Raw genomic sequence first — 20,260 nt, forward strand, 5'->3', positions numbered from 1 at the left:
AAATGAGAAATAAAGAAGATTAACTTACTAATAATTATCAATTATTCCTCTTCAATTGGACCAATACCATCTCCGGTTTGTTGAATATTCTAATGGGAAGGATGGAAGTTCCTATGCCGGAAGAAACGATCATGGTAGTTTCTTTTTTTGTATACTCTCCCTTATCATATTGGGGGAAAATCCCCTGATTTGGTACAAATAATGCACCAATAAGAGGTATTCTAATCTGTCCACCATGGGTATGTCCTGTAAACACAAGGTCATATCCAGCATCCACATATTCCTCAAAGAGTTCTGGCCTATGGGATAGGAGCAGGTTTAAAGATCCTTCTTCTTTTAATGTCTTTAACTCTTCTATTAAGTTAAAAACTCCACCTACACTTGGATCGTCCACACCGACAATATTAATGGTTGAGTTTTTTCTTTGAAAATCTACTCTACTATTTCTTAGAACCTTTACTCCCAGTTCTTCACATTCCTTTAAAAAATTCTCAACCCTAGAAATCCTAGCTTCATGATTTCCTAAAATATAGTACACATCACAGACCTTAACCAATTCACTTATGGTGTTTATGCCAACCTTAAAGTCGGTTTTTCTAGAGTCTAAAAAATCTCCCGTAAGAAAGATTACATCCGGCCTCTCCTTGATAACCGTCTTTATAAAAAACTCTTTTCTAAAGAACTTTTTGTTATGAAAGTCAGTTATTTGCAAAATCCTAAAGTCTTCAAAATCACTTGGGACTTTAGAGCTTCTATATACCTTTTTATTTATATTGATATTGAAATAGATATAGATATTGTAGGCGATAATAGCAAGAACTATCAGGACTATCATTATCTTTATCCTCTGTATTGTATTCATCTACAAGTACCCCTCTAGCTTTAAAAGAAAGCTCTTCTTTTGACTTCCTCCCCTATATCCTCCCAGTTTCTTATCCCTTCTAATCACCCTATGGCAGGGAATTAAAATCAGGATGGGATTGTTCCCTAGGGCATTTCCAACGACTCTAGCCCCATTAGGACAATTTATAGCCTGTGCTACTTCTGTATAATCAACAGCCTTTCCATAGGGGATGTCCATTATATGATGTAGAACTCTTTTTTGAAAATCCCCTCCCTCCACATGGATAGGAAGGGTGAATTCCTTTCTCTTTCCTGCAAAATATTCCTCTAATTGGTCTATGGCCGTGGAGATTGTAGGGGTTTTTAAAATCTTTCCATGAATTTTTTCCCTACAGCCAACATAGATAACTTTTCCCTCTTCTTCACCAATATATAGCTTACCTAAGGGTGATGGCATAAAATAAAAGTACTTCAACTTCTAAGTCCCTCCACCCTATTTACGCCCTTTACAAAAAGCTTAGCCTTTTTTGAATCTGCAAAGTCAAAGTCCTCTTTAATTGACTCGACAATTACATCGGTCTTATTGTTAGGACTTATAACTAGGACAGTCTCACTTTTAGGTTCAACTATTAAATCCAAAATAGGATTTATACTTTCGTGTTTTGTCTCTTCTTCAGATATGACAGTAGCTCCCAAGGAGCCTACCCTTTCAGCTGCCAGAATGACTTTATCCGACTGACCCTGTTGCACCTTGGTAAAAATTGCATCGTATTTGAATTTACCTTCCTTACTATCCTTAAGAGTAAAGCCATCTTTAGAGCTTTTAATATCTATATCGAAGGCAATTCCCTTATTTTCCCTACCTATTTTATACTCCTCAACAAGGCATGAATAAATCCTGTCAACATTTTCATCTCTTGCAATGATGCATAAAATGTCCTTTTTAATATCGTAAAGTTCCAAGAGATAAAGGACACCACCAGAGGATGAACCAGTGCCTTCTAGGATAAAAGCCTCATCATATAGGCTTTTGTCCATCTTCTCTAATATCCTTTTCCCCTTGCCTTTTCCCATTATGATTGTAAGAAGTTTATACATATAAGCCTCCTGTCTTTATATTACAAGCATATTGTAACACAAGATTGAAGGGGTAGTATCCTATTTTTATTATTTTAATTGCTTTATTATTGACTATTTGACTAAATCCTATCTTAATGTTAAATTAGAGAAAGTTAAAGGGATGACAAAACTTCCCCTATCCATGTTAAGGAGAATTTAATGAAAATACTTCACATTATTGCTCAACTTCCAGCAAAGACTGGAAGCGGAGTTTACTTTTCAAATTTAATAAGAGAATTTAAAAAACACGGTGAAAACTATGGGATTTTTGGTTATGATGAGGAAATTGATTACACCTTTGAAGAACTTCCTGAAAATCACACCTACCCTGTTATCTTTGGAAAAGAACCCCTCAACTTCAACATAGTCGGTATGTCCGACACCATGCCCTATAAGTCTACAAGATACAAGGATATGTCTAGGGATATGATAGAAGATTGGAAAAGGGCGTTTACAAAACAGATTATGCTAGCCTACGAAGAGATAAAGCCAGATATCGTAATATGTCACCACCTTTGGATGCTCTCTTCCTTAGTACTGGATTTACTGAGGGATAAGGTTGAAAAAATCGTAGGCATCTGCCATGGTACCGACCTTCGTCAAGGTGCACAAAATCCCAAGTTGAAGGAAAATTATGTAAGGGATTTAAATAGATTTGATATGATTTTTGCCCTTTCCGATAGACAAATTGAAGAAATTTCAAAAGAATACAATATACCCCTTGAAAAGATCCACTACACCGGTGGTGGGTACAATCAAGAGTTTTTCTACCGGGACAATATCTATAAATACGATATTCACAACAACTTTATCAACCTGGTCTATGCAGGAAAAATATCCGACTCCAAGGGTGTTTACGAACTGATTGACGCATTTAAATCCCTAAATTATGGAACGGATATCATATTGAATATAATCGGAACTCCCCAAGGGGAAGATATCAAAAGGATTGGAGAAAAGATATCAGACAGTAAAAATATAAAACTTTTTAACGCAAAAAACCAAGAATCCCTTGCCAATCTCTTCCGATACTCCGATGTGTTTATTCTACCTTCTTACTATGAAGGACTTGGTCTTGTGGCGATAGAGGCCCTAGCCTCTGGTTGTTTTATAGTGTCCTCGGATTTAAAACCATTAAAGGAAGTCTTAGGAGACAATGTAAATAAATCCAACGCCATCAAGTACTGCCCGTTGCCAAACCTTGTAAATGTGGATACTCCAGTTTTGGAAGAGGTTCCAAATTATGTAAAAAACCTAGCTTCTGCCATCGACATACAAGTACAACGGGTAAAAGCAGAAGAAAAAATCCCAGAGGATGTATATGAGTCGATTAGGGTTCACTCCTGGGAAAATATTGCAGAAAAGATGTATAAAATTATTGTGGAAAATTGACTATGAAAATAGAAGAACTAGTAAACACCTTAGAAAATAATAGAAACCCTGAAAATGCTAAGGCAATGAAGGCATATATGAAGGAAAGGTTTGAATTTATAGGTTTAAAGAGTCCTGAAAGAAAAGCTTTAACGAAGACCTTCCTTAGGACTCTTAAAAAACTTCCCTTTTCCTATGAAATTTTTGAATCGATTTGGTATCAAAAAGAAAGAGAATATCAATATATCGCCTTGGAATATCTAAAATCCAAGGAAAGGACTTTAGAACTTGAAGACCTTTCTAGGTTGGAAAAATACATCACCGACAGATCCTGGTGGGATACGGTGGACTCCTTTCATTCTGTGATATATGCCATCGGCAATTCAACTAAATCAAAGACAAATTCAAAAGAAGGTTACAATTCGTCAAAGTTGATGAAATCCTGGTCAAAATCCGATAATATATGGTTAAGAAGGCTTTCTATTATTCATCAACTAAAGGCAAAGGAAGAAACAGACCTTGAACTTCTCACATATACAATTAAACAAAATCTAAATACAGAGGAATTTTTTCTCAACAAGGCCATAGGTTGGGCACTAAGGGAGTATTCCAAGACAAATAGAGATTTTGTTAAAAGCTTTATCGATGAAAATAGACACTTGCTTTCAAATCTATCCATAAGGGAGGCAAGTAAGTACCTATAGTACTTCACATTATGAAAAACAAAGCTTTAGGCATAATATTTTTTACACTCTGTGTTATAGGTCTTTTAATTCTATTCCTATATCAAAGCAAAAACAGCAGAGTTATACTAAACGCTCCAATTGTTAAAAAACTTTTATCAGAGGACAAAGGCAATGAAGAATTTAAAAAGTTAAATATCATCTCAAATTCTGACTTTAATCAAAACGGAACCGATGATTATACAGACTTTGTGAAGGGTGCTAAGGAAGATGCAGAAAATCATCCAAAATATGTTCCCGACTATGTGGCCAACAACAACGGATATCCAGACAAGTACTCTGGAGTTTGTACCGATGTCATTTGGAGAGCCTTTAGGAAAGCAGGCTATTCTTTAAGATCCATGTTGATGAAGGATATAAGAAATTTCCCAGAAGATTATCCCATGGTGGAAAGTCCCGATGACAATATCGACTTTAGAAGAGTTAAGACCTTGAGACCATTTTTCGAAAAATACTGTACTGTTTTGACCAACGAATTGAAGGATCCCAAGGATTTTCAGCCTGGAGATATTCTAATCTTTGGCCCAAATGACTTTCACATAGGAATGTGCTCCGACAATAGAAACGAAGAGGGTTTTCCCTTTATCTACCACAATATGGGACAGTTAAAAAGGGAGGACAATTACCTAAAGAGGGCAGAAATCACCGGACATTACAGATTTGAAAGAGAAAATATACCAGATGAGGTGCTAGCTTCCTGGGATGATGGTGAATATATAGAAAAATAATATTAGAGAATTACAGATTTAAAAATTACCCCCCTAACAAAGATTTGTTTGGGGGGTTATATAATATACTTTTAAATTCGGTTATATAGATATTTACTTTTTAAGGTCTGAAACCAATATATTTGGAACCGTATAATATTTTCTTGCTCCTGATATCAGACTTTCCTTTCCTATTCTAGTGTAGGGTGCAATAAATTTTTCATCGTATATAAACATTCCCAAGACTACACCAAAATCTGAAACTTTAAGTTTTCCCTGTGAATCAAATTCTACAAATTTCAAAGGCTCCATATCGTAGTACTCCTGGTATATATAGCCCTTGTTTAGGATTTTTTTCAAAATCTTTTCATATTCTTCATTGCTATGTTCCCTACCTGTATAAATACCTTTAGAAGCGTAGGAGTCTATGGGTTTTAGTATATAATCGTCTTTATTTTCTAAGACTTTCTTAAAATCTTTTTCACTTTCAAATTTATAGGTCTTTGGTATTGCCCTGTCTAAAAATAAAATCTCATCTTCTTCAAGAAAGGCCTTTGTCTCATCCTTTAATAGGATTTCAAAGATTGGCTTAATGTGCATTAACTGGGATCTAAAAGATCCTAGCATCATAAAGGCATTGTCTAAATAAGCCTCGATAAAAGGCTGTACCTCTTCATATTTATCCATGATTTCCACAGTGACAGCTCTTCTATATACCAAGTCAATGTCAAAGTCACCTTTATGAAGTTTACCATTGGAGTATTCTAAATCCCTAATATCTATAATTTCACAGTCCACCTCAGCATTTAAGTATGCTTTTTTAAAGGCTTCAAATTCAAAAGGGGTTCCAATGTCTAAAAAGTCCACAATTGCAATATTAGGTTTTTCAATGCTGCTATTTCTCCTAAATATATCCAAGGATGCCTTAACCCATGAGTTGATTAGATCGACATTCTCTAAATTATAGTACTTTGAAAGCTCCTTCATGGCTAAAGTATCAAGCAATATGGGGCCAACTTCATTGTCTTCATTCATTGCAGAAGAACCGTCTGTATTAAACTCAACAAATTTAAACTTATCTATAGAATTATAAAAAATATCATAACGACAAATTGGAGCTGGTATCTCATAACCGGGGTCGTGAAGGATGAGTTTTTCAAGTTTAGGTGAAAAATCAAATAATTTTCTGTAGTCCTCGTCTTCTATATACCTTTTGGTCACCTTTCTAGTTATCTTCATCAATTTATCCGCTATCTTTCCCAGGTTATCCCTGGTCTTTTCATCATAGAACAATCCTTGATATGTGACAGGAACTGGCTCTCCATGATAGATGGCGTTGGACTTTGAAACTTCATCTAACATCTTCAAATAGTCCTTATAGTATTTTTCTTCATCTTTTTTTATTATTTCAAGGTACTTATCAAAATATTCCTGATTATACAATATTAAGCCTCCGGTCTTATCTTAACGAAATCTATTGCTTTTAAAATTCCGTCTTTCTTATATAACTTTTCAAATTCATCCCTAGGTGTTATGGACTTTTCCACAAGGGGTCTTAAAGGTTCCAAATACTTCTTGTCTATTTCATCGAGACCATTATATGCCATTTCAAATAAAATTTGAGAAAGCTCCTTTAAAGTCTTTCCAAGATACTTTGCATTTAGTCCCTGGTCAATAATGTCAGATTTTGCCTTTATAGCCTCTTTATAAGTAGTTTTCCCACCAAGCTCTTTGAGCTTTTTCAAATTGTCTTCATCATAGAAGAGACCTTTAATAAGTGCCGGTATTGAAAAGTTCAAAGGAAATGGGACTGCGTCAAACATCCTTACTTCAATATATTTTTTAACTCTAATATCTGGAAAAACTATAGATAGGGCATGAAAGATAAGTTCCTCGTCCAACTCTACTTTTTCTACCACTTCCCTTAAGGTCTTATTTCCTGTCGATACAGTACTCTTACCCTCTGGTCTAAAGATAATAGGCGTATTCCAAATCTTTCTAGCATACTTTTCATAGGACAAGTCCTCATCAAAGGCTATCTCAAACAAACCAGACCTTTCCACATCGGTGTTTTCCCAAATCTTTTGTCTAATGGTGTGTAATTTAGTAGGATTTCCTTGAAAAATATATGCGTTGTCAAACATTCCATAAAATACTGGAGTGAATACATTTAGAAGATAGTACTTTAGTTTAAAATCCTCTTCATTTTCAAAGTCGATGGTGGTTTGAACAGAAGCTGTACCCTTCATCATATTGTGGGCCATATTTCCCTGACTTTTAAAATAATTGAACATATGATCATATCTCTTCTTTGGAAGTATTTTTATATCCTCAATCTTTGTAACAGGATGATAACCTAAAGCAACCAAGGATTGGTCCTTCTCTTCTATATGCTCTAGGACGTTAGGCATAAAATCTAAGTAAATTTTTTCTAAGTCCGCCACAGTCCTTTGGGCTTTGATTGCTATTTCAAACTGACTTCCCGGTTCTGTACTAACGTCCACCAGGTCCGAATCCAAGCTAAGGGTATATCCATTTTCCTGAGCAGCTTTGAATCCATATTTTTCTTTGAGAAAATCCAAAGTCTCTCCAACTCCATTTTCTCCATAATAACTAATAGACTTTCCATCTTCATTGGAAATGGTAAAATGTTCCATTTCAACTCCAATAGAAAAGTCTTCTCTCTTTTTCTCTCCGGACTTGATATAGTCCCGGATTTTATTTATATTCTCTTGTTCATTCATAAGATCTCCTACTTTGTTATATCTTCAAATTTACCATTTATTAAATTTATCAATTCATCTGGCGCTATCTTTAATTGTACCCCAATTTTACCCCCTGAAACATAGATATATTCCTGCAGGGTGGCTGATTTATCGACAACAGTAGGAAATTGCTTTTTCATTCCAATGGGAGAACAGCCTCCCCTGATATAGCCTGTGATAAATTTTAAATCCCTTAAATGAAGCATCTCTATCTTCTTTTCCCCAACTGAACTTGCAGCCTTTTTCAAGTCCAGTTCCCTATCTACGGGAATGACAAAGACATAGTTTCCTTCTCTTCCTAAGGTTACCAAGGTCTTAAAAACTCTATTTGTCGGTTCATTTAATTTATTTGCCACAGATATGCCATCGATGTCCTCTCCAGGATCATAAGTAAAATATTCAAAATTTACATTATTGGCTTCTAAAATTCTAATTGCATTGGTCTTAACTTTTTTAATGGTAATCACCTTCTCAATATTATTATAACAGATATAAAAATCACAAAGACTTTAGTGAACTTTGTACTATAAATGGGTAAATGTTATTACAATAGAAGAATAATGGGAGGAAGCAATGAAGAAGAATAAAGTTAAAATAACCTTTGTACATCATAGTTGTTTCACAATTGAGACAGAAGAAGTCCTTTTTATAATCGACTATTTTAAAAAAGAACTTCCAAAGCCCCCAAAGGATAAAAAGACAATTTTTTTAGTAACCCATGGACATGAAGATCATTTCTCAAAAGAGATCTTTAACTATGGAAACTTTAAACAAAACACCTATATCTTGTCAGAAGATTTAAAGGAATTACAAAAAGAGGATAAAATAATCTACTTAATCGATGAAACAGAAGAAAATAAACAACTACAGACTAAGAAAAAACTTTTCTGCTCGTCCAATATCTTCACAATGAAGCCAGATGAAAAGTTTACCTATCACAATATAAACTTCTACACCTTTGGATCTACAGATAAGGGAGTTTCATTTTTAGTAGAACTACCCTTTATGACCTTCTTTCACGCCGGCGATTTAAATAACTGGGTTTGGCCAGAGGATTCTGAGCTGGAACGAGAACAGATGAAAAGGGATTTTCAAAAGGAAATAGACAAGATTCATACAAAGGTGGATGTGGCATTCTTTCCTGTAGATCCAAGATTGAAGGAAAATTACGATTTGGGAGTTTCCTATTTAATAAAAAAGATAGCTCCTGACTATCTTTTTCCGATGCATATGTGGAACGACTTTGAATTTTCGAAAAAATTTAAAGAAGATTTTAAAGACTCCTACAGTCAAATCTTTGAAATAAAAAAGGATGGAGAAGTTTTTGAGCTTGAAATAGAATCCTAGATAATTGAATTGACACTAAAATAAAGCTTTCAAATCAAGCACTCAATATTAAAGGTTTGAGTGCTTGATTCTTTTAAATGAAATTTTTAATCCATAAGAAAAGTGCAAATAATAATAAAATCAAATTTCCAATGGGAATAATCAGATGTACCTTCTCCCCATCCCTTTTATAGATTTTATATTCCTCATATCCATGGTTAAGTAAAACTATTGCCAATATTACTGTAAATGTGTATTTTGGTACTGGAATTTTTAAGAAATATAGCACAAAGTAAAGCACTATTATTCCAAAGATTACAAAACGTCTAAGCTTTTCCATAAAGACCTCCTTTTCTACGTACATTATAGCATTTGTTTTTTTATGACAAGGTTTTCAGTAATGGAAATTTAACTTTTTTACAGCAAATTTACCTAAAAGTTTTATGACAATTTTAAAGGGGAGTTTTACTCCCCTCAAACTATTTATTAGCCTTTAACTTTGCAACTTTATGGGCTGTCATTTGAATCATCATAGTGGAGTTGTTCCTATATTGAACCCCTGATGCTAAAACACCATAGACATGGAAATTGTTCAAAGTTCCATAACGTGGAGAAATGGCCTCCATTGTCTCAGGAATCACTGTAATTGCCCCATAGTCATCCACCATCAAGTATCTCTTATCTATTAGGGAATGTAGTAGTGGGTTTCTAATTTCAACCCTGCTTAAGGATGTGTCAAGTCCTGTAGCGTTTAAACAGTAATCATAGACCTGATCATTCACTCTATTTCCCTTTTCATCTACAAGAATAAATCCACCTTCTGCTTCTTTTACCTCTGTTACTTCCCTAGGCATTTCAAGAATTCCCTTTTCCTTTGCCTCAATTAACATTTCACCAGATTCCATAGGAAGAGGTGAACGGTTCAAACACATAAATGGATGGTACTTTTCTCTAAACTTCTTTCTATCCTCTAAAGTCATGCTATCCCATACCAAGTTGAAAATTCCATTCATAGGTGGCAGTAGCGCCTGAACTCTAGCCAGATCATCTGGATTTTCAATATTGTAAACAAGACCTTCAATACCCCCTTGCATATGGGTCTTTAGGAAGTCTTCATAGTTGATATCGTGAATTTCAAGCTCTTTAGTAAAGTTTTCATCGAACCATTCAAAGGAAACCCTATTGTAATTTTCCTTTAACTCCTTCTTTAATAAATCCATAGTCAGATGGGTCACCTTAAGTTGAGTAGGTGCAACCCTTACCGTAGGAATTACACAAGTTCTTGAGAACATCACTACATTTTTAACATTTTTTGTATGAAGCAGATGACTTACCAAGTCAACAGCAGTTAGACCAGCTCCTACCACAACAACCTTATCATCTTCCTGGATGTCCTTTAGTTTTTCATTTACCGGATATATATCCTGAATAAATTTATCCGAAGGTTTCAAATCAAAAATCCTCTTTTGTCCCAGTTCTCCGTTACAAAGGTGAACTTCATCATATACTCTAACATCACCTTTTTCGTCTTCAACTTCCCAGGAGTCTTCCAGCTTGTCAATTCTTGAAACCAAGGAGAAAATCTTATTGGCACCAGTATTTTTTACAGTCTCCTCCATCCTGTCCTTAGTGTACTGTCCAAAGACAGCCCTTGGAGAATATCCAGGATATTCTTTATCATTTTCATCATACCAGTCTTTAAAGTCCTCTACCTTTTCATAGTCATAGGAAAGTTTGTCAGTCTTTAAATTTAAAATCAAATCCCTGGAGTCCTCCCTATAGGGATAACCCCTACCAAAACTCTCCTCTTTGTCATAACAGTCAAACTGAAACTTACCTAATTCCTCAGGTGAAAACATCTTTTCATAGGCCGCCAATATGGCCATACCAGATGTCCCCATCCCAACTATTGCAATTTTTCGCATTTTATCAATCCTCCTTAAGATTGATTACCCTAATAAATACTTCTTAAACTTAAATAGGTATGTATATGGGTAATTACCTTAAGATGGCTTGGTTTTTGGTGTCACGCCAAATAAAAAATGGCCTATTGTCAAATAAGCCATTTCTCAATCCTATTGTTTTTCTTTCCAAATTTTGTATTTATCCAATTCGCCTTGTATCTTTTTTATCATATAGGTAAATATTGCTAAGTCGTCTAGAAAACCTATACCGATTATAAAATCTGGGACTATATCCATAGGATTTAGTAGGTATAGAAAGGATCCTATAATTAGTAGTAGGGATGTTTTTGATACTTCTTTATATTTACCTGTAAGGAAGTCTCCAACTAGTCCAAAGACCGCCGATAAATCCGATTTAATTCCGGAAAATTCCTTAACTTTATTGGATTTTGTAACGGATTTTTTAAATAGATTAAAAAATCTATTCTTATTATTTAAAACTCCACTGGATTTTCCCATAAGGCTATCTAAAATCTTTTTAGGATTCATAATTACCTCCCCTTTTTTATGGGACAAGTAGAACCTTGCCATCTGTCCCCTATAGTAATGGTGCAAATATCTTGAGAACTTTTCCTATAACTTTTCTTGTGAAAGGTTCGTTTCTTACATCCTCCAAGGTCATCTCCTGTGAGACTTCAAAGGAGTTTAAAAAGTCATTTTTTATATCCTCAAGACATTGGGTTCTATATAGATATACCCCATTTTCATAATGATGATACAAGGATCTATAATCTAGGTTGATACTTCCTACAACTCCAATTTTATCGTCGGATAAAAAGACTTTACTGTGGACAAATCCCGGTGTGTATTCATAGATTTTTACACCTGCTTTTATCAAGTCACGATAATAGGTTTTAGCTACTGCAAAGATAGTCTTCTTATCTGGAATATGAGGAAGTAAAATCCTAACATCTACTCCCTTTTTGCCTGCAAAGGCCAAGGCCCTAACTATTTCATGGTCTACAATAAAGTAGGGAGACATGATGTATAGGTACTTTCTTGCTCCATTTATTATATCCATGTAGACGGACTGGCCAACCCTTTCATGGTCGGTGGGTATGTCCCCATAGGGTATGATGTATCCGTCGTCACAGGTTGCAGAGCTATTTTTTAAATAGCCTTCAAATTCCTTTTCTCCATCAATATGATGCCACATCTGTAAAAACATCAGGGTAAAGGACTTTACCGCCCTTCCCTTAATCATGATGCCGTTGTCCTTCCAATGGCCATATCTTTCTACAAGATTTATGTACTCATCGGAAAGGTTGATACCTCCTGTAAATGCCACTTTACCATCTATTACCATAATCTTTCTGTGGTCCCTATTGTTATAATGGGTTGAGATAAAGGGTTTAAGGGGTGAAAACATCCTACATTTTATTCCAATTTTCTTTAATTTTTCTGGGTAGTTGTAGGGAAGGTTTGAAAATGTACAGGTTCCATCATACATTACCCGAACTTCAACTCCCTGTTCTATCTTATCTTCTAAAATATTTAATATTCTGCCCCACATATATCCTTCTGTGATGATAAAGTACTCGATGAAAATAAAGTCCTCTGCTTTTTCAAGCTCTTCAATCATATATTTAAAGGTCTCTTCTCCTGTGGAAAAATATTTTGCGTTACTTTCTCTATATATTGGATAATTTGAGGTGTTTTGGATATAGTTCCCCAATGTGTAAAGCTCTGGGTGTTCCTCCTTTACTTCCTCTAATAACCCATGGTCCTGATCTATGTAGTTTTTGGTCTCTTTGACAATGCTATTTACCCTTTTGGTGACAAATTTATTTCCTAAATCGTGGGTTATAAAAATATATAGGACTATTCCCAATAGAGGGAATGCGGATATTAAAAACATCCAAGTCAATTTTGATGTTGGATCCATGGTCTTATTTATCAACTGAAAGACTATGATGGCTGAGATTACTATTCCTACTATATATAGAATTGAACTATAGGACTTTAGCCAACGAAATATGGAGATTAATAATAGCACTTGTAGCACTATAAGTAAAAGTATAATTCCCATTCTACTAAATAGTGCTTTAAAAACTCCCCTCTTGCCCTTATTTAAAAGTAAAACCTTATTATCATTTAATTTACTCATCTTTCCACCTCGACTATTACCATAATTATAGCAGAATTTAATACAAAGCTTTAGTTTTTGGGAAATAGATCTACTTTTATTTCTAAAATTCTTTAATTAAATGGTATAATTTCTTTAGAAAGGACGTAGATTATGGATTTGAATAAACTTGAGCTTGCAAAGTCGGTCTCCGACTATATAATAAATCATCGAAGAAATCTTCATAAAATTCCAGAAATTGGTCTTAATCTGCCTTTGACCATGGAGTATGTGACAAAGGAACTTAGAAAACTAGGCATAGAATACGAAGAGTTTGAAGACATCTCCTGCATTGTAGGTGTGATCAAAGGTGAAAGGTCCGGTAAAACCATTTCACTTAGGGCCGATATGGATGGCCTTCCCATTATAGAAAACACAAACCTCACCTTTACTTCAACAAATGGCAATATGCACGCCTGCGGCCACGACAGCCATACCGCCATCCTCCTTGGTGCAGCAAAGCTATTACAAGATCTTAAAAGTGAACTTGTTGGCAGTGTAAAACTGATATTCCAAGGTGGAGAGGAATATCCCGGAGGGGCAAAGCCTTTAATTGAGAGGGGCATTTTAAAGGATGTTTCTGCAATTTTAGGTCTTCATGGAGGTATTATTGATCCAAGTATTCCAAAGGGACATATAGGTTTTAAAACTGGTCCAATCATGGCTTCTATGGATAGATTTTTGATAAAGGTCATTGGGAAAGGCGGTCATGGTGCCCATCCAGAAGATACCATAGACTCTATAAATATTGCATGTGAAATAGTTCAGTCCCTCAACAAGATAGTTGCAAGGCAAATTCCTCCAACTGAGCCTGCCATCTTGTCTGTGACGAGAATCGATGGTGGTTTTAATCAGAATATTCTCCCAGATATTGTTGAAATTGAGGGAACTTGTAGATCCACCAATGAGGATATTAGACATTTTATCTACAAAAGAATTGGAGAAGTTTCCTCTGCCATCGCAGCTGGGTACGGTGGCAAGACGGAATATATCTACGATTTTAAATATCCTGCAGTGCAAAATGATGAAGCCTTTACAAAATTTGTTATAGAGTCCACTAAAAAGTTGGTCGCTCCAAGACTTATCGACATATTAAAAGTTCCAGTAATGGCTTCTGATGACATGTCCTTTTATTTGGAGGAGATTCCCGGGACCTATTTTTTTCTTTCAAATCCAAAGGGTGAAAAAGACTTTGTCTCTCATCATAGGTCCGATTTTGATATTGACGAGGACTTGATGTATCTTGGAGTTGGGGTTTTTGTTCAAGTTTGCCTGGACTATTTAAGTTAGAGTGATTACAATGAGTAAGAAAAAAAGAATTTTAATATTGATAAAGTCCTATTTACTAGTACTCTCCTATGATCTAATCTTTGCCTTTATCCTAGGGATTATTTCTTTTGCAGCTTCTTTTCTAGGATATGACTATGAATTGACAATGGACAGATACTATTTGATTTGGGATAGTCTTGGATGTTTAATTCTACTAATCATCTACTACTATATCTTAAAAAAACATGTAGTCATCCCAAGGATAAGGGGAGATTATTCTCTTTTAAAAACTTTTATAATAACTCTAGGTAGTTGTGGAATTTCCTTTATTTGGCTTTATCTTTTGAGTATTGTTGCATTAAATACACCAATTATTGGGCAGATGTATGAGGACTTTGGTGAAACCTGGTCCAATCTTTTATCTGGTGAATATTTATGGATATTTATTTCTGTGGTCCTCCTAGGTCCATTGGTTGAAGAAGTACTATTTAGAGGAATTTTAATAAATGTTTTAAACACTGGCTTTTCAAGAAAGACTTCCATAATCATTGCAGCTTTCCTATTTGGAATATGGCATAAGGATCCGGTACAGATGGTTTACACGACGATTTTTGGAATTTTCTTAGGCATGGTTTACTCTAGGATCAATGACCTTAGGTATCCCATTGGAATGCATATTTTAAACAATAGTATAAACAGTCTTCCCGAGGGCAATTTTTCTGAAATGGCCTTTAATATAATCATGATGATTTGCCTACTATTTGTAATTCCAAGTATAGCTTTAACTTTTAGGCGAAAAAAGGGAGAACTATCTCTAGAGGATTATGACAAGTACTGGGACAATATTAACAATGTCAATTGATTCAAACTGATTAATCATATATAATAAATGAAAAGGGGAGTAGCTTTAACGTTTAAGCCGTCATTTCGGATTATATCCCGGCTGAACACCTATTAGGTAGCAAGACCTTTGCTTTTACAATGTAAAGGCAAAGGTCTTTTTTATTAGGTAATGAGTTCTAGTTTTTCACAGTCCTCTATAAGCGAAACCTAAAATGTCAGGAGGTAATAAATGAATTGGTATAACAAAAAACCGGAAGAGATTGAAAAGGAGTTAAATTCCAATTCCAAATCCGGTTTAAGTTCCTCTCAGGCTTCCCAGCTTTTGGAAAAGTATGGTCCAAATGCTTTAAAGGAAGGGGAAAAGAAGGGCCTGGGAGAGAAACTTAAAGAGCAATTTTTGGATCCTATGATCTTAATTCTAATCGTCGCAGCCATACTTTCCGCTGTGGTATCTGAATGGTCTGATGCTGTTATCATCATTGCAATTGTAGTTTTAAATGCTGCCCTTAGCATCTACCAAGAAGGCAAGGCAGAAGAGGCCATTGCAGCATTAAAGAAGATGGCTTCCCCCACTGCAAAAGTCTTTAGAGATGGCGAACTGAAGAGTATTTCTTCAGAGGAGTTGGTTCCTGGAGACCTTGTGGAACTTGAAACCGGGGACATTGTCCCAGCGGATTTAAGACTGATAGAATCCATAAACTTAAAGGTGGAAGAGGCTTCTCTTACTGGAGAGTCGGTTCCCGTGGAAAAAAATGCTTCCCTTACCTATGATGAAGAGGTGGGAATTGGAGACAGGGGCAACATGACCTTTAGTTCTACAATAGTCTCCTATGGTAGAGGAAAGGGAATTGTAGTAGAAACTGGAGAAAAGACTGAAATTGGTAAGATTGCAACAAAACTTGCCACAGTTGATGACGAACAGACTCCTCTACAAAAGAAACTAGCTGGACTTTCCAAAGTCCTTGGTATACTTACAGTTGCCGTTTGTATAATTGTATTGGTAGTTGGACTTCTATATGGCCATGAACTATTAAACATGGTATTAACTGCCGTTTCCTTGGCAGTTGCAGCAATTCCTGAAGGGCTTCCTGCCATTGTAACCATAGTGTTGTCCTTGGGAATGAGTAGAATGGCTGAAAGAAATGCCATTGTTAAAAAACTTCTTGCCGTTGAAACCCTTGGAACCACTACCTATATTTGTTCTGATAAGACTGGTACACTGACTCAAAATGAAATGACAGTTGTTAAGGCCTTTGTGGACAATGAAGAGATAAATATAACTGGTACTGGATATGCACCAGAGGGCGAACTTCTAATAGGTGAAAATAAGGTCTCTGCGGAAAATGAAGGTTCTCTATACACCTTCTTAAACATCTGTGCACTTACCAATGATGCAAAGTTAAAAAAGGAATCCGATGGCTATTCCATGATTGGTGATCCCACTGAAGGTTCATTGCTGACCTTAGCTGGAAAGCTTGGAATTACCAAGGAGTCAGCCAATGAGGAATATAAGAGAATTGAAGAGATTCCTTTTGATTCTACTAGGAAGATGATGACTACTTTCCACGACAACTTTATTAAGTCAAAGGTGGTTTCCTTTACTAAGGGAGCACCAGATATTGTCATTGAAAGATGTAATAAGATTTTAATAGATGGAAAGATTGAAGAACTTACAGAGGATATGAGAAAGAATATTCTGGATAAAAATATAGAGTTTGCAAGACAAGCTCTTAGAGTCCTATCCTTTGCCTTTAGGGTTCATGATGATCTTCCTTCTGATATATCCTCTGAAAATATTGAACGGGACATGATATTCGTTGGACTTGCAGGAATGATTGACCCTGCTAGACCTGAAGTAAAAATTGCTATTAAAGAATGTAAGTCTGCTGGTATTGTCCCTGTGATGATTACCGGTGACTATTTAGAAACTGCCCTTGCCATAGCTAAGGAACTGGGAATTGCAGATGATGACTCCCAAGCTATTATGGGTGGAGAATTAAACAATATGTCCGATGAAGAGATTCGTCAGATTGTAAAGACAAAGAGGGTCTTTGCCCGAGTTTCGCCTGAAAACAAGGTTCAAATAGTTAAAGCCTTAAAGGAAAATGGCGAGATTGCAGCTATGACAGGGGATGGTGTCAACGATGCTCCTGCAATTAAAAAGGCAGATATTGGTATAGCCATGGGTATTACTGGAACGGATGTTACTAAAAATACTGCTGAGGTCATCCTTACAGACGATAACTTTGCAACTATTGTCCACGCTGTGGAAGAAGGTAGAATAATCTATTCAAATATTAAAAAATTTGTATCCTTCTTATTAAGTTGTAATGTTGGTGAAATTCTAGTAATATTTTTAGCCATCATCTTCAACTGGCCAGTGCCTTTGGTACCAATTCAACTTCTTTGGTTAAACCTTGTAACTGACTCCTTCCCTGCTTTAGCACTTGGAGTGGAACACGGTGAAAAGGACATTATGAACCAACCACCTAGGGAACCTAATGAGCCTATAATCGACAAGGAACTGACTGTATCCATAGTATTACAGTCAATTGCTATAACCATAGCTGTCCTTGCATCCTACTTTATAGCTCTTAAATTCTATGCTCCTGAAGGATGGCAAAGTCTACACTCTGCAGGAACTTTAGATCCAATAGAATTAAGGGAACCAAGGTCCATCGCCTTTACTACCCTTATCCTATGTGAACTATTACGTTCATTTACTGTAAGATCGACTAAGTATACCCTTTGGGAACTTGGACCATTGTCAAATAAGAGACTTGTTCAAGGGGTTTCCCTATCATTGGTATTGACCTTGATAGTGGTATATGTTCCCTTCTTAAATGACTTATTTGAAACTTTCCCACTAGTGCTTAGGGACTGGATAATCATTATTCCTTTTGCCCTATTGCCATTTATTATGGGAGAGGCTGTAAAGTTGGTTAGAAGAAAAAAATAGACTATATTCAATATGGGTGTCCAAGGGATTGGACGCCCTATTTTTATGGGAAATAATCTTTAAACATTGATAAATACTAGGGTTTAAGTAGGAATTATTGAATAATCTCCTTTTTTATTTTAAAATCATATGATACAATGATAACAAGGATTATTTAATCTTTATAAAAAATATTTTGAAAAGGAGAGAAAAGAAATGAAAAAAGAAGATGTTAAAGTTTTTATTGGCGGTCTTCTCATAGGTGCAATCGGTATTATCCTGATGTACTTAGGTAACCCTGGCAATATGGGATTTTGTATTGCATGTTTCTGGAGAGACATTGCCGGCGGTCTTGGTCTACATAGGGCTGAGGTAGTTCAGTATCTTAGACCTGAAATCATAGGACTTATCCTAGGTGGAACAATTTCCAGTTTCATCTTTAAGGATTTTAAATCCCGAGGTGGTTCAAATGCACTAATAAGATTTGTTTATGGTGTGTTTATGTCCATAGGTGCCTTGGTGTTTTTAGGTTGTCCTTTGAGAATGATCTTTAGACTTGGTGGCGGAGACTTAAATGCCATTGTTGGTCTTGCAGGATTTGTAGTAGGAATATTGATAGGTATCTTCTTCTTAAAACAAGGCTATTCTCTAGGAAGAAATTATAAGGAATCTAAAATTGCAGGGTTTATCCTACCGGCATTTGCAATAATGTTATTTGTATTATTGCTTGCTAAACCTGCATTTATATTCTTCTCTGAAAAGGGACCTGGTTCCATGCACGCTCCTATAATCTACTCTTTAATCGGTGGACTTATAGTTGGAGCAATTTTACAAAGAACTAGACTTTGTACTGGTGGTGCTTTTAGAGACCTATTCCTAATCAAAGACACCCACTATATCTGGGGTATTTTAGGAATTTTCATTGCAGCTCTTGTTGGTAATCTAATCTTGACAAAGGGAGCTTTACACATAGGCTTTGCCGACCAACCTGTTGCTCATTCCGACGGTCTTTGGAACTTCCTTGGAATGGTGATAGTTGGACTTGGTGCAGTACTTCTAGGTGGATGTCCTATTAGACAGACCATCCTATCTTCTGAAGGTGACACTGACGCTGGAGTTACTGTAATGGGACTTTTAATTGGTGCAGCTTTTGCCCATAACTTTGGACTTGCTTCAAGCCCTGAAGGTGCTACTCCAAATGGTAAGATTGCAACTATTATAATCATCGTAGTGATGCTCATAATGTCTTTTATGACTACTAAGTTTGCTAAGGAGGACTAAATGAAGAACATAGACGCAAGAGGACTTTCATGTCCAGAACCCGTAATTAAAACTCAAAATGCAGTTAAATCCGGAGATAAGAGTTTAGAAATAGTGGTTGATACAAATATCGCTAAGGAAAATATAGTAAGATTTTTAGAGTCTGAAAACTTTAAGGTAGAAGTTTTAGAATCCGGTAGCGACATTACCATCAAGGCTAATAAGTAATGAACCATATAATAACTTTTCATACTATTAGTGAGGCGCTTCGACTGGAAAGAGAACTAAAATCTAGAAATCTTTATGTTAAACTTCGACCAGTTCCCCGTAAATTAAGTAGTTCCTGTGGTAACTGTGCCTTTATTTCCACCGATGAACTAGAGGATGTACAAAGGGTTATCGAAGAAAAAGATCTTAAATACGATGGAATTTACTCTGATGAAGATTGTTAATTTCTAAATAATTGTTTAAGATCTCCCATAATTGGATATCTATAAGATACAGGGAGTTGAAAGGATTCAATTTCCTACTAATTTAAATTTGAGGAGGATATTATGGGAATTATTTCTTGGATAGTAGTCGGAGCATTAGCCGGCTGGATTGCTAGTATGATAATGGGCAAGAACGAACAAATGGGCGGAGTTGCAAACGTCGTTGTTGGAGTTATTGGAGCATTAATTGGTGGATTTATAGCAAATAGATTCTTTGACTTAGGTAAACCTGATGGTATAAACCTATATAGTATTTTAATATCCGTCGTAGGTGCTGTAATATTACTCGCAATTATCAATGCAGTTCAGAAAAATAGATAGAAAATCATGAAAGAAGGTAGTAGTTAAAAGCTATACCTTCTTTTTTTTGTGATTTTTTCTATGGAACTTTATTTCTTAATTCTTTAAACCTATTATTATTGTAATGTTTACAAATTAATTAAACTATTGTTTACATTAATCAGCCATTGTGATAAAATTATCATGTAATGAATAA

At 35.6% G+C, this 20,260-nt stretch carries 21 protein-coding genes; 11 read left to right on the forward strand and 10 right to left on the reverse strand.

Translation table 11 applies throughout. From position 1 onward, the window contains the following. Positions 1-37: 37 nt before the first annotated feature. From Q1K37_RS02975 to Q1K37_RS02985, 3 genes are read right to left on the reverse strand one after another with little or no spacing between them, the layout of a single operon-like run. A complete protein-coding gene (locus Q1K37_RS02975; RefSeq protein WP_300409221.1) occupies positions 38-862 on the reverse strand; it encodes a metallophosphoesterase in 825 nt (274 codons plus the stop codon). Next, positions 863-1,318, reverse strand: a complete 456-nt coding sequence (locus Q1K37_RS02980) for a methylated-DNA--[protein]-cysteine S-methyltransferase (protein WP_300409223.1) — start codon at positions 1,316-1,318, stop codon at positions 863-865. Further along, positions 1,315-1,941: a hypothetical protein gene (locus tag Q1K37_RS02985; RefSeq protein WP_300409225.1), complete on the reverse strand. Its 627-nt coding sequence runs from the start codon at positions 1,939-1,941 to the stop codon at positions 1,315-1,317. Before Q1K37_RS02985 ends, Q1K37_RS02980 begins: the two co-directional genes overlap by 4 nt. Positions 1,942-2,121: 180 nt before the next feature. On the opposite strand from Q1K37_RS02985, the gene Q1K37_RS02990 reads away from it, so the two are divergent. Genes Q1K37_RS02990 through Q1K37_RS03000 form a run of 3 tightly spaced genes read left to right on the forward strand, consistent with a single transcriptional unit; the run spans position 2,122 to position 4,804 of the window. Beyond that, positions 2,122-3,354, forward strand: coding sequence for a glycosyltransferase family 4 protein (locus tag Q1K37_RS02990; protein ID WP_300409226.1), 1,233 nt, complete (start codon positions 2,122-2,124; stop codon positions 3,352-3,354). A 2-nt stretch (positions 3,355-3,356) separates the two neighbouring features. Further along, positions 3,357-4,037: a DNA alkylation repair protein gene (locus tag Q1K37_RS02995; RefSeq protein WP_300409227.1), complete on the forward strand. Its 681-nt coding sequence runs from the start codon at positions 3,357-3,359 to the stop codon at positions 4,035-4,037. Between the two features lie 11 nt (positions 4,038-4,048). After that, complete coding sequence (locus tag Q1K37_RS03000) at positions 4,049-4,804, forward strand: DUF1287 domain-containing protein (protein ID WP_300409229.1); 756 nt, start codon at positions 4,049-4,051, stop codon at positions 4,802-4,804. Between the two features lie 93 nt (positions 4,805-4,897). On the opposite strand, the gene Q1K37_RS03005 is transcribed toward Q1K37_RS03000, so the two are convergent. The 3 genes from Q1K37_RS03005 to ybaK are packed head-to-tail and all read right to left on the reverse strand — an operon-like array spanning position 4,898 to position 8,006. Then, complete coding sequence (locus tag Q1K37_RS03005) at positions 4,898-6,226, reverse strand: circularly permuted type 2 ATP-grasp protein (protein ID WP_300409231.1); 1,329 nt, start codon at positions 6,224-6,226, stop codon at positions 4,898-4,900. Between the two features lie 2 nt (positions 6,227-6,228). Continuing rightward, positions 6,229-7,527: a glutamate-cysteine ligase family protein gene (locus tag Q1K37_RS03010; RefSeq protein ID WP_300409232.1), complete on the reverse strand. Its 1,299-nt coding sequence runs from the start codon at positions 7,525-7,527 to the stop codon at positions 6,229-6,231. Between the two features lie 8 nt (positions 7,528-7,535). After that, positions 7,536-8,006 (reverse strand): Cys-tRNA(Pro) deacylase, encoded by a 471-nt coding sequence (gene ybaK, locus Q1K37_RS03015; RefSeq protein WP_366524081.1) that lies wholly within the window; start codon positions 8,004-8,006, stop codon positions 7,536-7,538. 115 nt (positions 8,007-8,121) lie between these two features. On the opposite strand from ybaK, the gene Q1K37_RS03020 reads away from it, so the two are divergent. Further along, a complete protein-coding gene (locus tag Q1K37_RS03020) occupies positions 8,122-8,895 on the forward strand; it encodes an MBL fold metallo-hydrolase (RefSeq protein WP_300409235.1) in 774 nt (257 codons plus the stop codon). Between the two features lie 73 nt (positions 8,896-8,968). Here Q1K37_RS03020 and Q1K37_RS03025 read toward each other — a convergent pair whose 3' ends face one another. From Q1K37_RS03025 to cls, 4 genes are all read right to left on the reverse strand, one after another. Further along, on the reverse strand, positions 8,969-9,214 hold the full coding sequence (locus tag Q1K37_RS03025) for a hypothetical protein (protein ID WP_300409237.1): 246 nt from the start codon (positions 9,212-9,214) through the stop codon (positions 8,969-8,971). Between the two features lie 139 nt (positions 9,215-9,353). Next, positions 9,354-10,799: an FAD/NAD(P)-binding protein gene (locus Q1K37_RS03030; protein WP_300409238.1), complete on the reverse strand. Its 1,446-nt coding sequence runs from the start codon at positions 10,797-10,799 to the stop codon at positions 9,354-9,356. Between the two features lie 150 nt (positions 10,800-10,949). Further along, positions 10,950-11,327 carry a YkvA family protein gene (locus Q1K37_RS03035; protein WP_300409240.1) on the reverse strand — a complete coding sequence of 126 codons (378 nt, stop codon included), beginning with the start codon at positions 11,325-11,327 and terminating at the stop codon, positions 10,950-10,952. A 49-nt stretch (positions 11,328-11,376) separates the two neighbouring features. After that, positions 11,377-12,945: a cardiolipin synthase gene (gene cls, locus Q1K37_RS03040; protein WP_300409242.1), complete on the reverse strand. Its 1,569-nt coding sequence runs from the start codon at positions 12,943-12,945 to the stop codon at positions 11,377-11,379. Positions 12,946-13,077: 132 nt separating this feature from the next. On the opposite strand from cls, the gene Q1K37_RS03045 reads away from it, so the two are divergent. From Q1K37_RS03045 to Q1K37_RS03075, 7 genes are all read left to right on the forward strand, one after another. Next, the gene (locus tag Q1K37_RS03045) at positions 13,078-14,253 is read left to right on the forward strand and encodes a M20 family metallopeptidase (RefSeq protein WP_300409244.1); all 1,176 of its coding nucleotides are present in this window, start codon (positions 13,078-13,080) and stop codon (positions 14,251-14,253) included. Between the two features lie 10 nt (positions 14,254-14,263). Beyond that, the gene (locus Q1K37_RS03050; RefSeq protein WP_300409246.1) at positions 14,264-15,094 is read left to right on the forward strand and encodes a type II CAAX endopeptidase family protein; all 831 of its coding nucleotides are present in this window, start codon (positions 14,264-14,266) and stop codon (positions 15,092-15,094) included. Positions 15,095-15,304: 210 nt separating this feature from the next. Beyond that, positions 15,305-18,034, forward strand: a complete 2,730-nt coding sequence (locus tag Q1K37_RS03055; RefSeq protein ID WP_300409248.1) for a cation-translocating P-type ATPase — start codon at positions 15,305-15,307, stop codon at positions 18,032-18,034. A 195-nt stretch (positions 18,035-18,229) separates the two neighbouring features. After that, positions 18,230-19,294: a YedE family putative selenium transporter gene (gene yedE / locus Q1K37_RS03060; RefSeq protein ID WP_300409250.1), complete on the forward strand. Its 1,065-nt coding sequence runs from the start codon at positions 18,230-18,232 to the stop codon at positions 19,292-19,294. Beyond that, positions 19,295-19,501 (forward strand): sulfurtransferase TusA family protein, encoded by a 207-nt coding sequence (locus tag Q1K37_RS03065; protein WP_300409252.1) that lies wholly within the window; start codon positions 19,295-19,297, stop codon positions 19,499-19,501. Beyond that, complete coding sequence (locus Q1K37_RS03070; protein ID WP_300409253.1) at positions 19,501-19,725, forward strand: DUF3343 domain-containing protein; 225 nt, start codon at positions 19,501-19,503, stop codon at positions 19,723-19,725. Before Q1K37_RS03065 ends, Q1K37_RS03070 begins: the two co-directional genes overlap by 1 nt. Before the next feature lie 102 nt (positions 19,726-19,827). Next, positions 19,828-20,085: a GlsB/YeaQ/YmgE family stress response membrane protein gene (locus Q1K37_RS03075; protein ID WP_300409255.1), complete on the forward strand. Its 258-nt coding sequence runs from the start codon at positions 19,828-19,830 to the stop codon at positions 20,083-20,085. Positions 20,086-20,260: the final 175 nt, after the last annotated feature.

Origin of the sequence: Lagierella sp. (genome assembly GCF_029983815.1) — a bacterium.
Lineage (GTDB): Bacteria > Bacillota > Clostridia > Tissierellales > Peptoniphilaceae > Mediannikoviicoccus.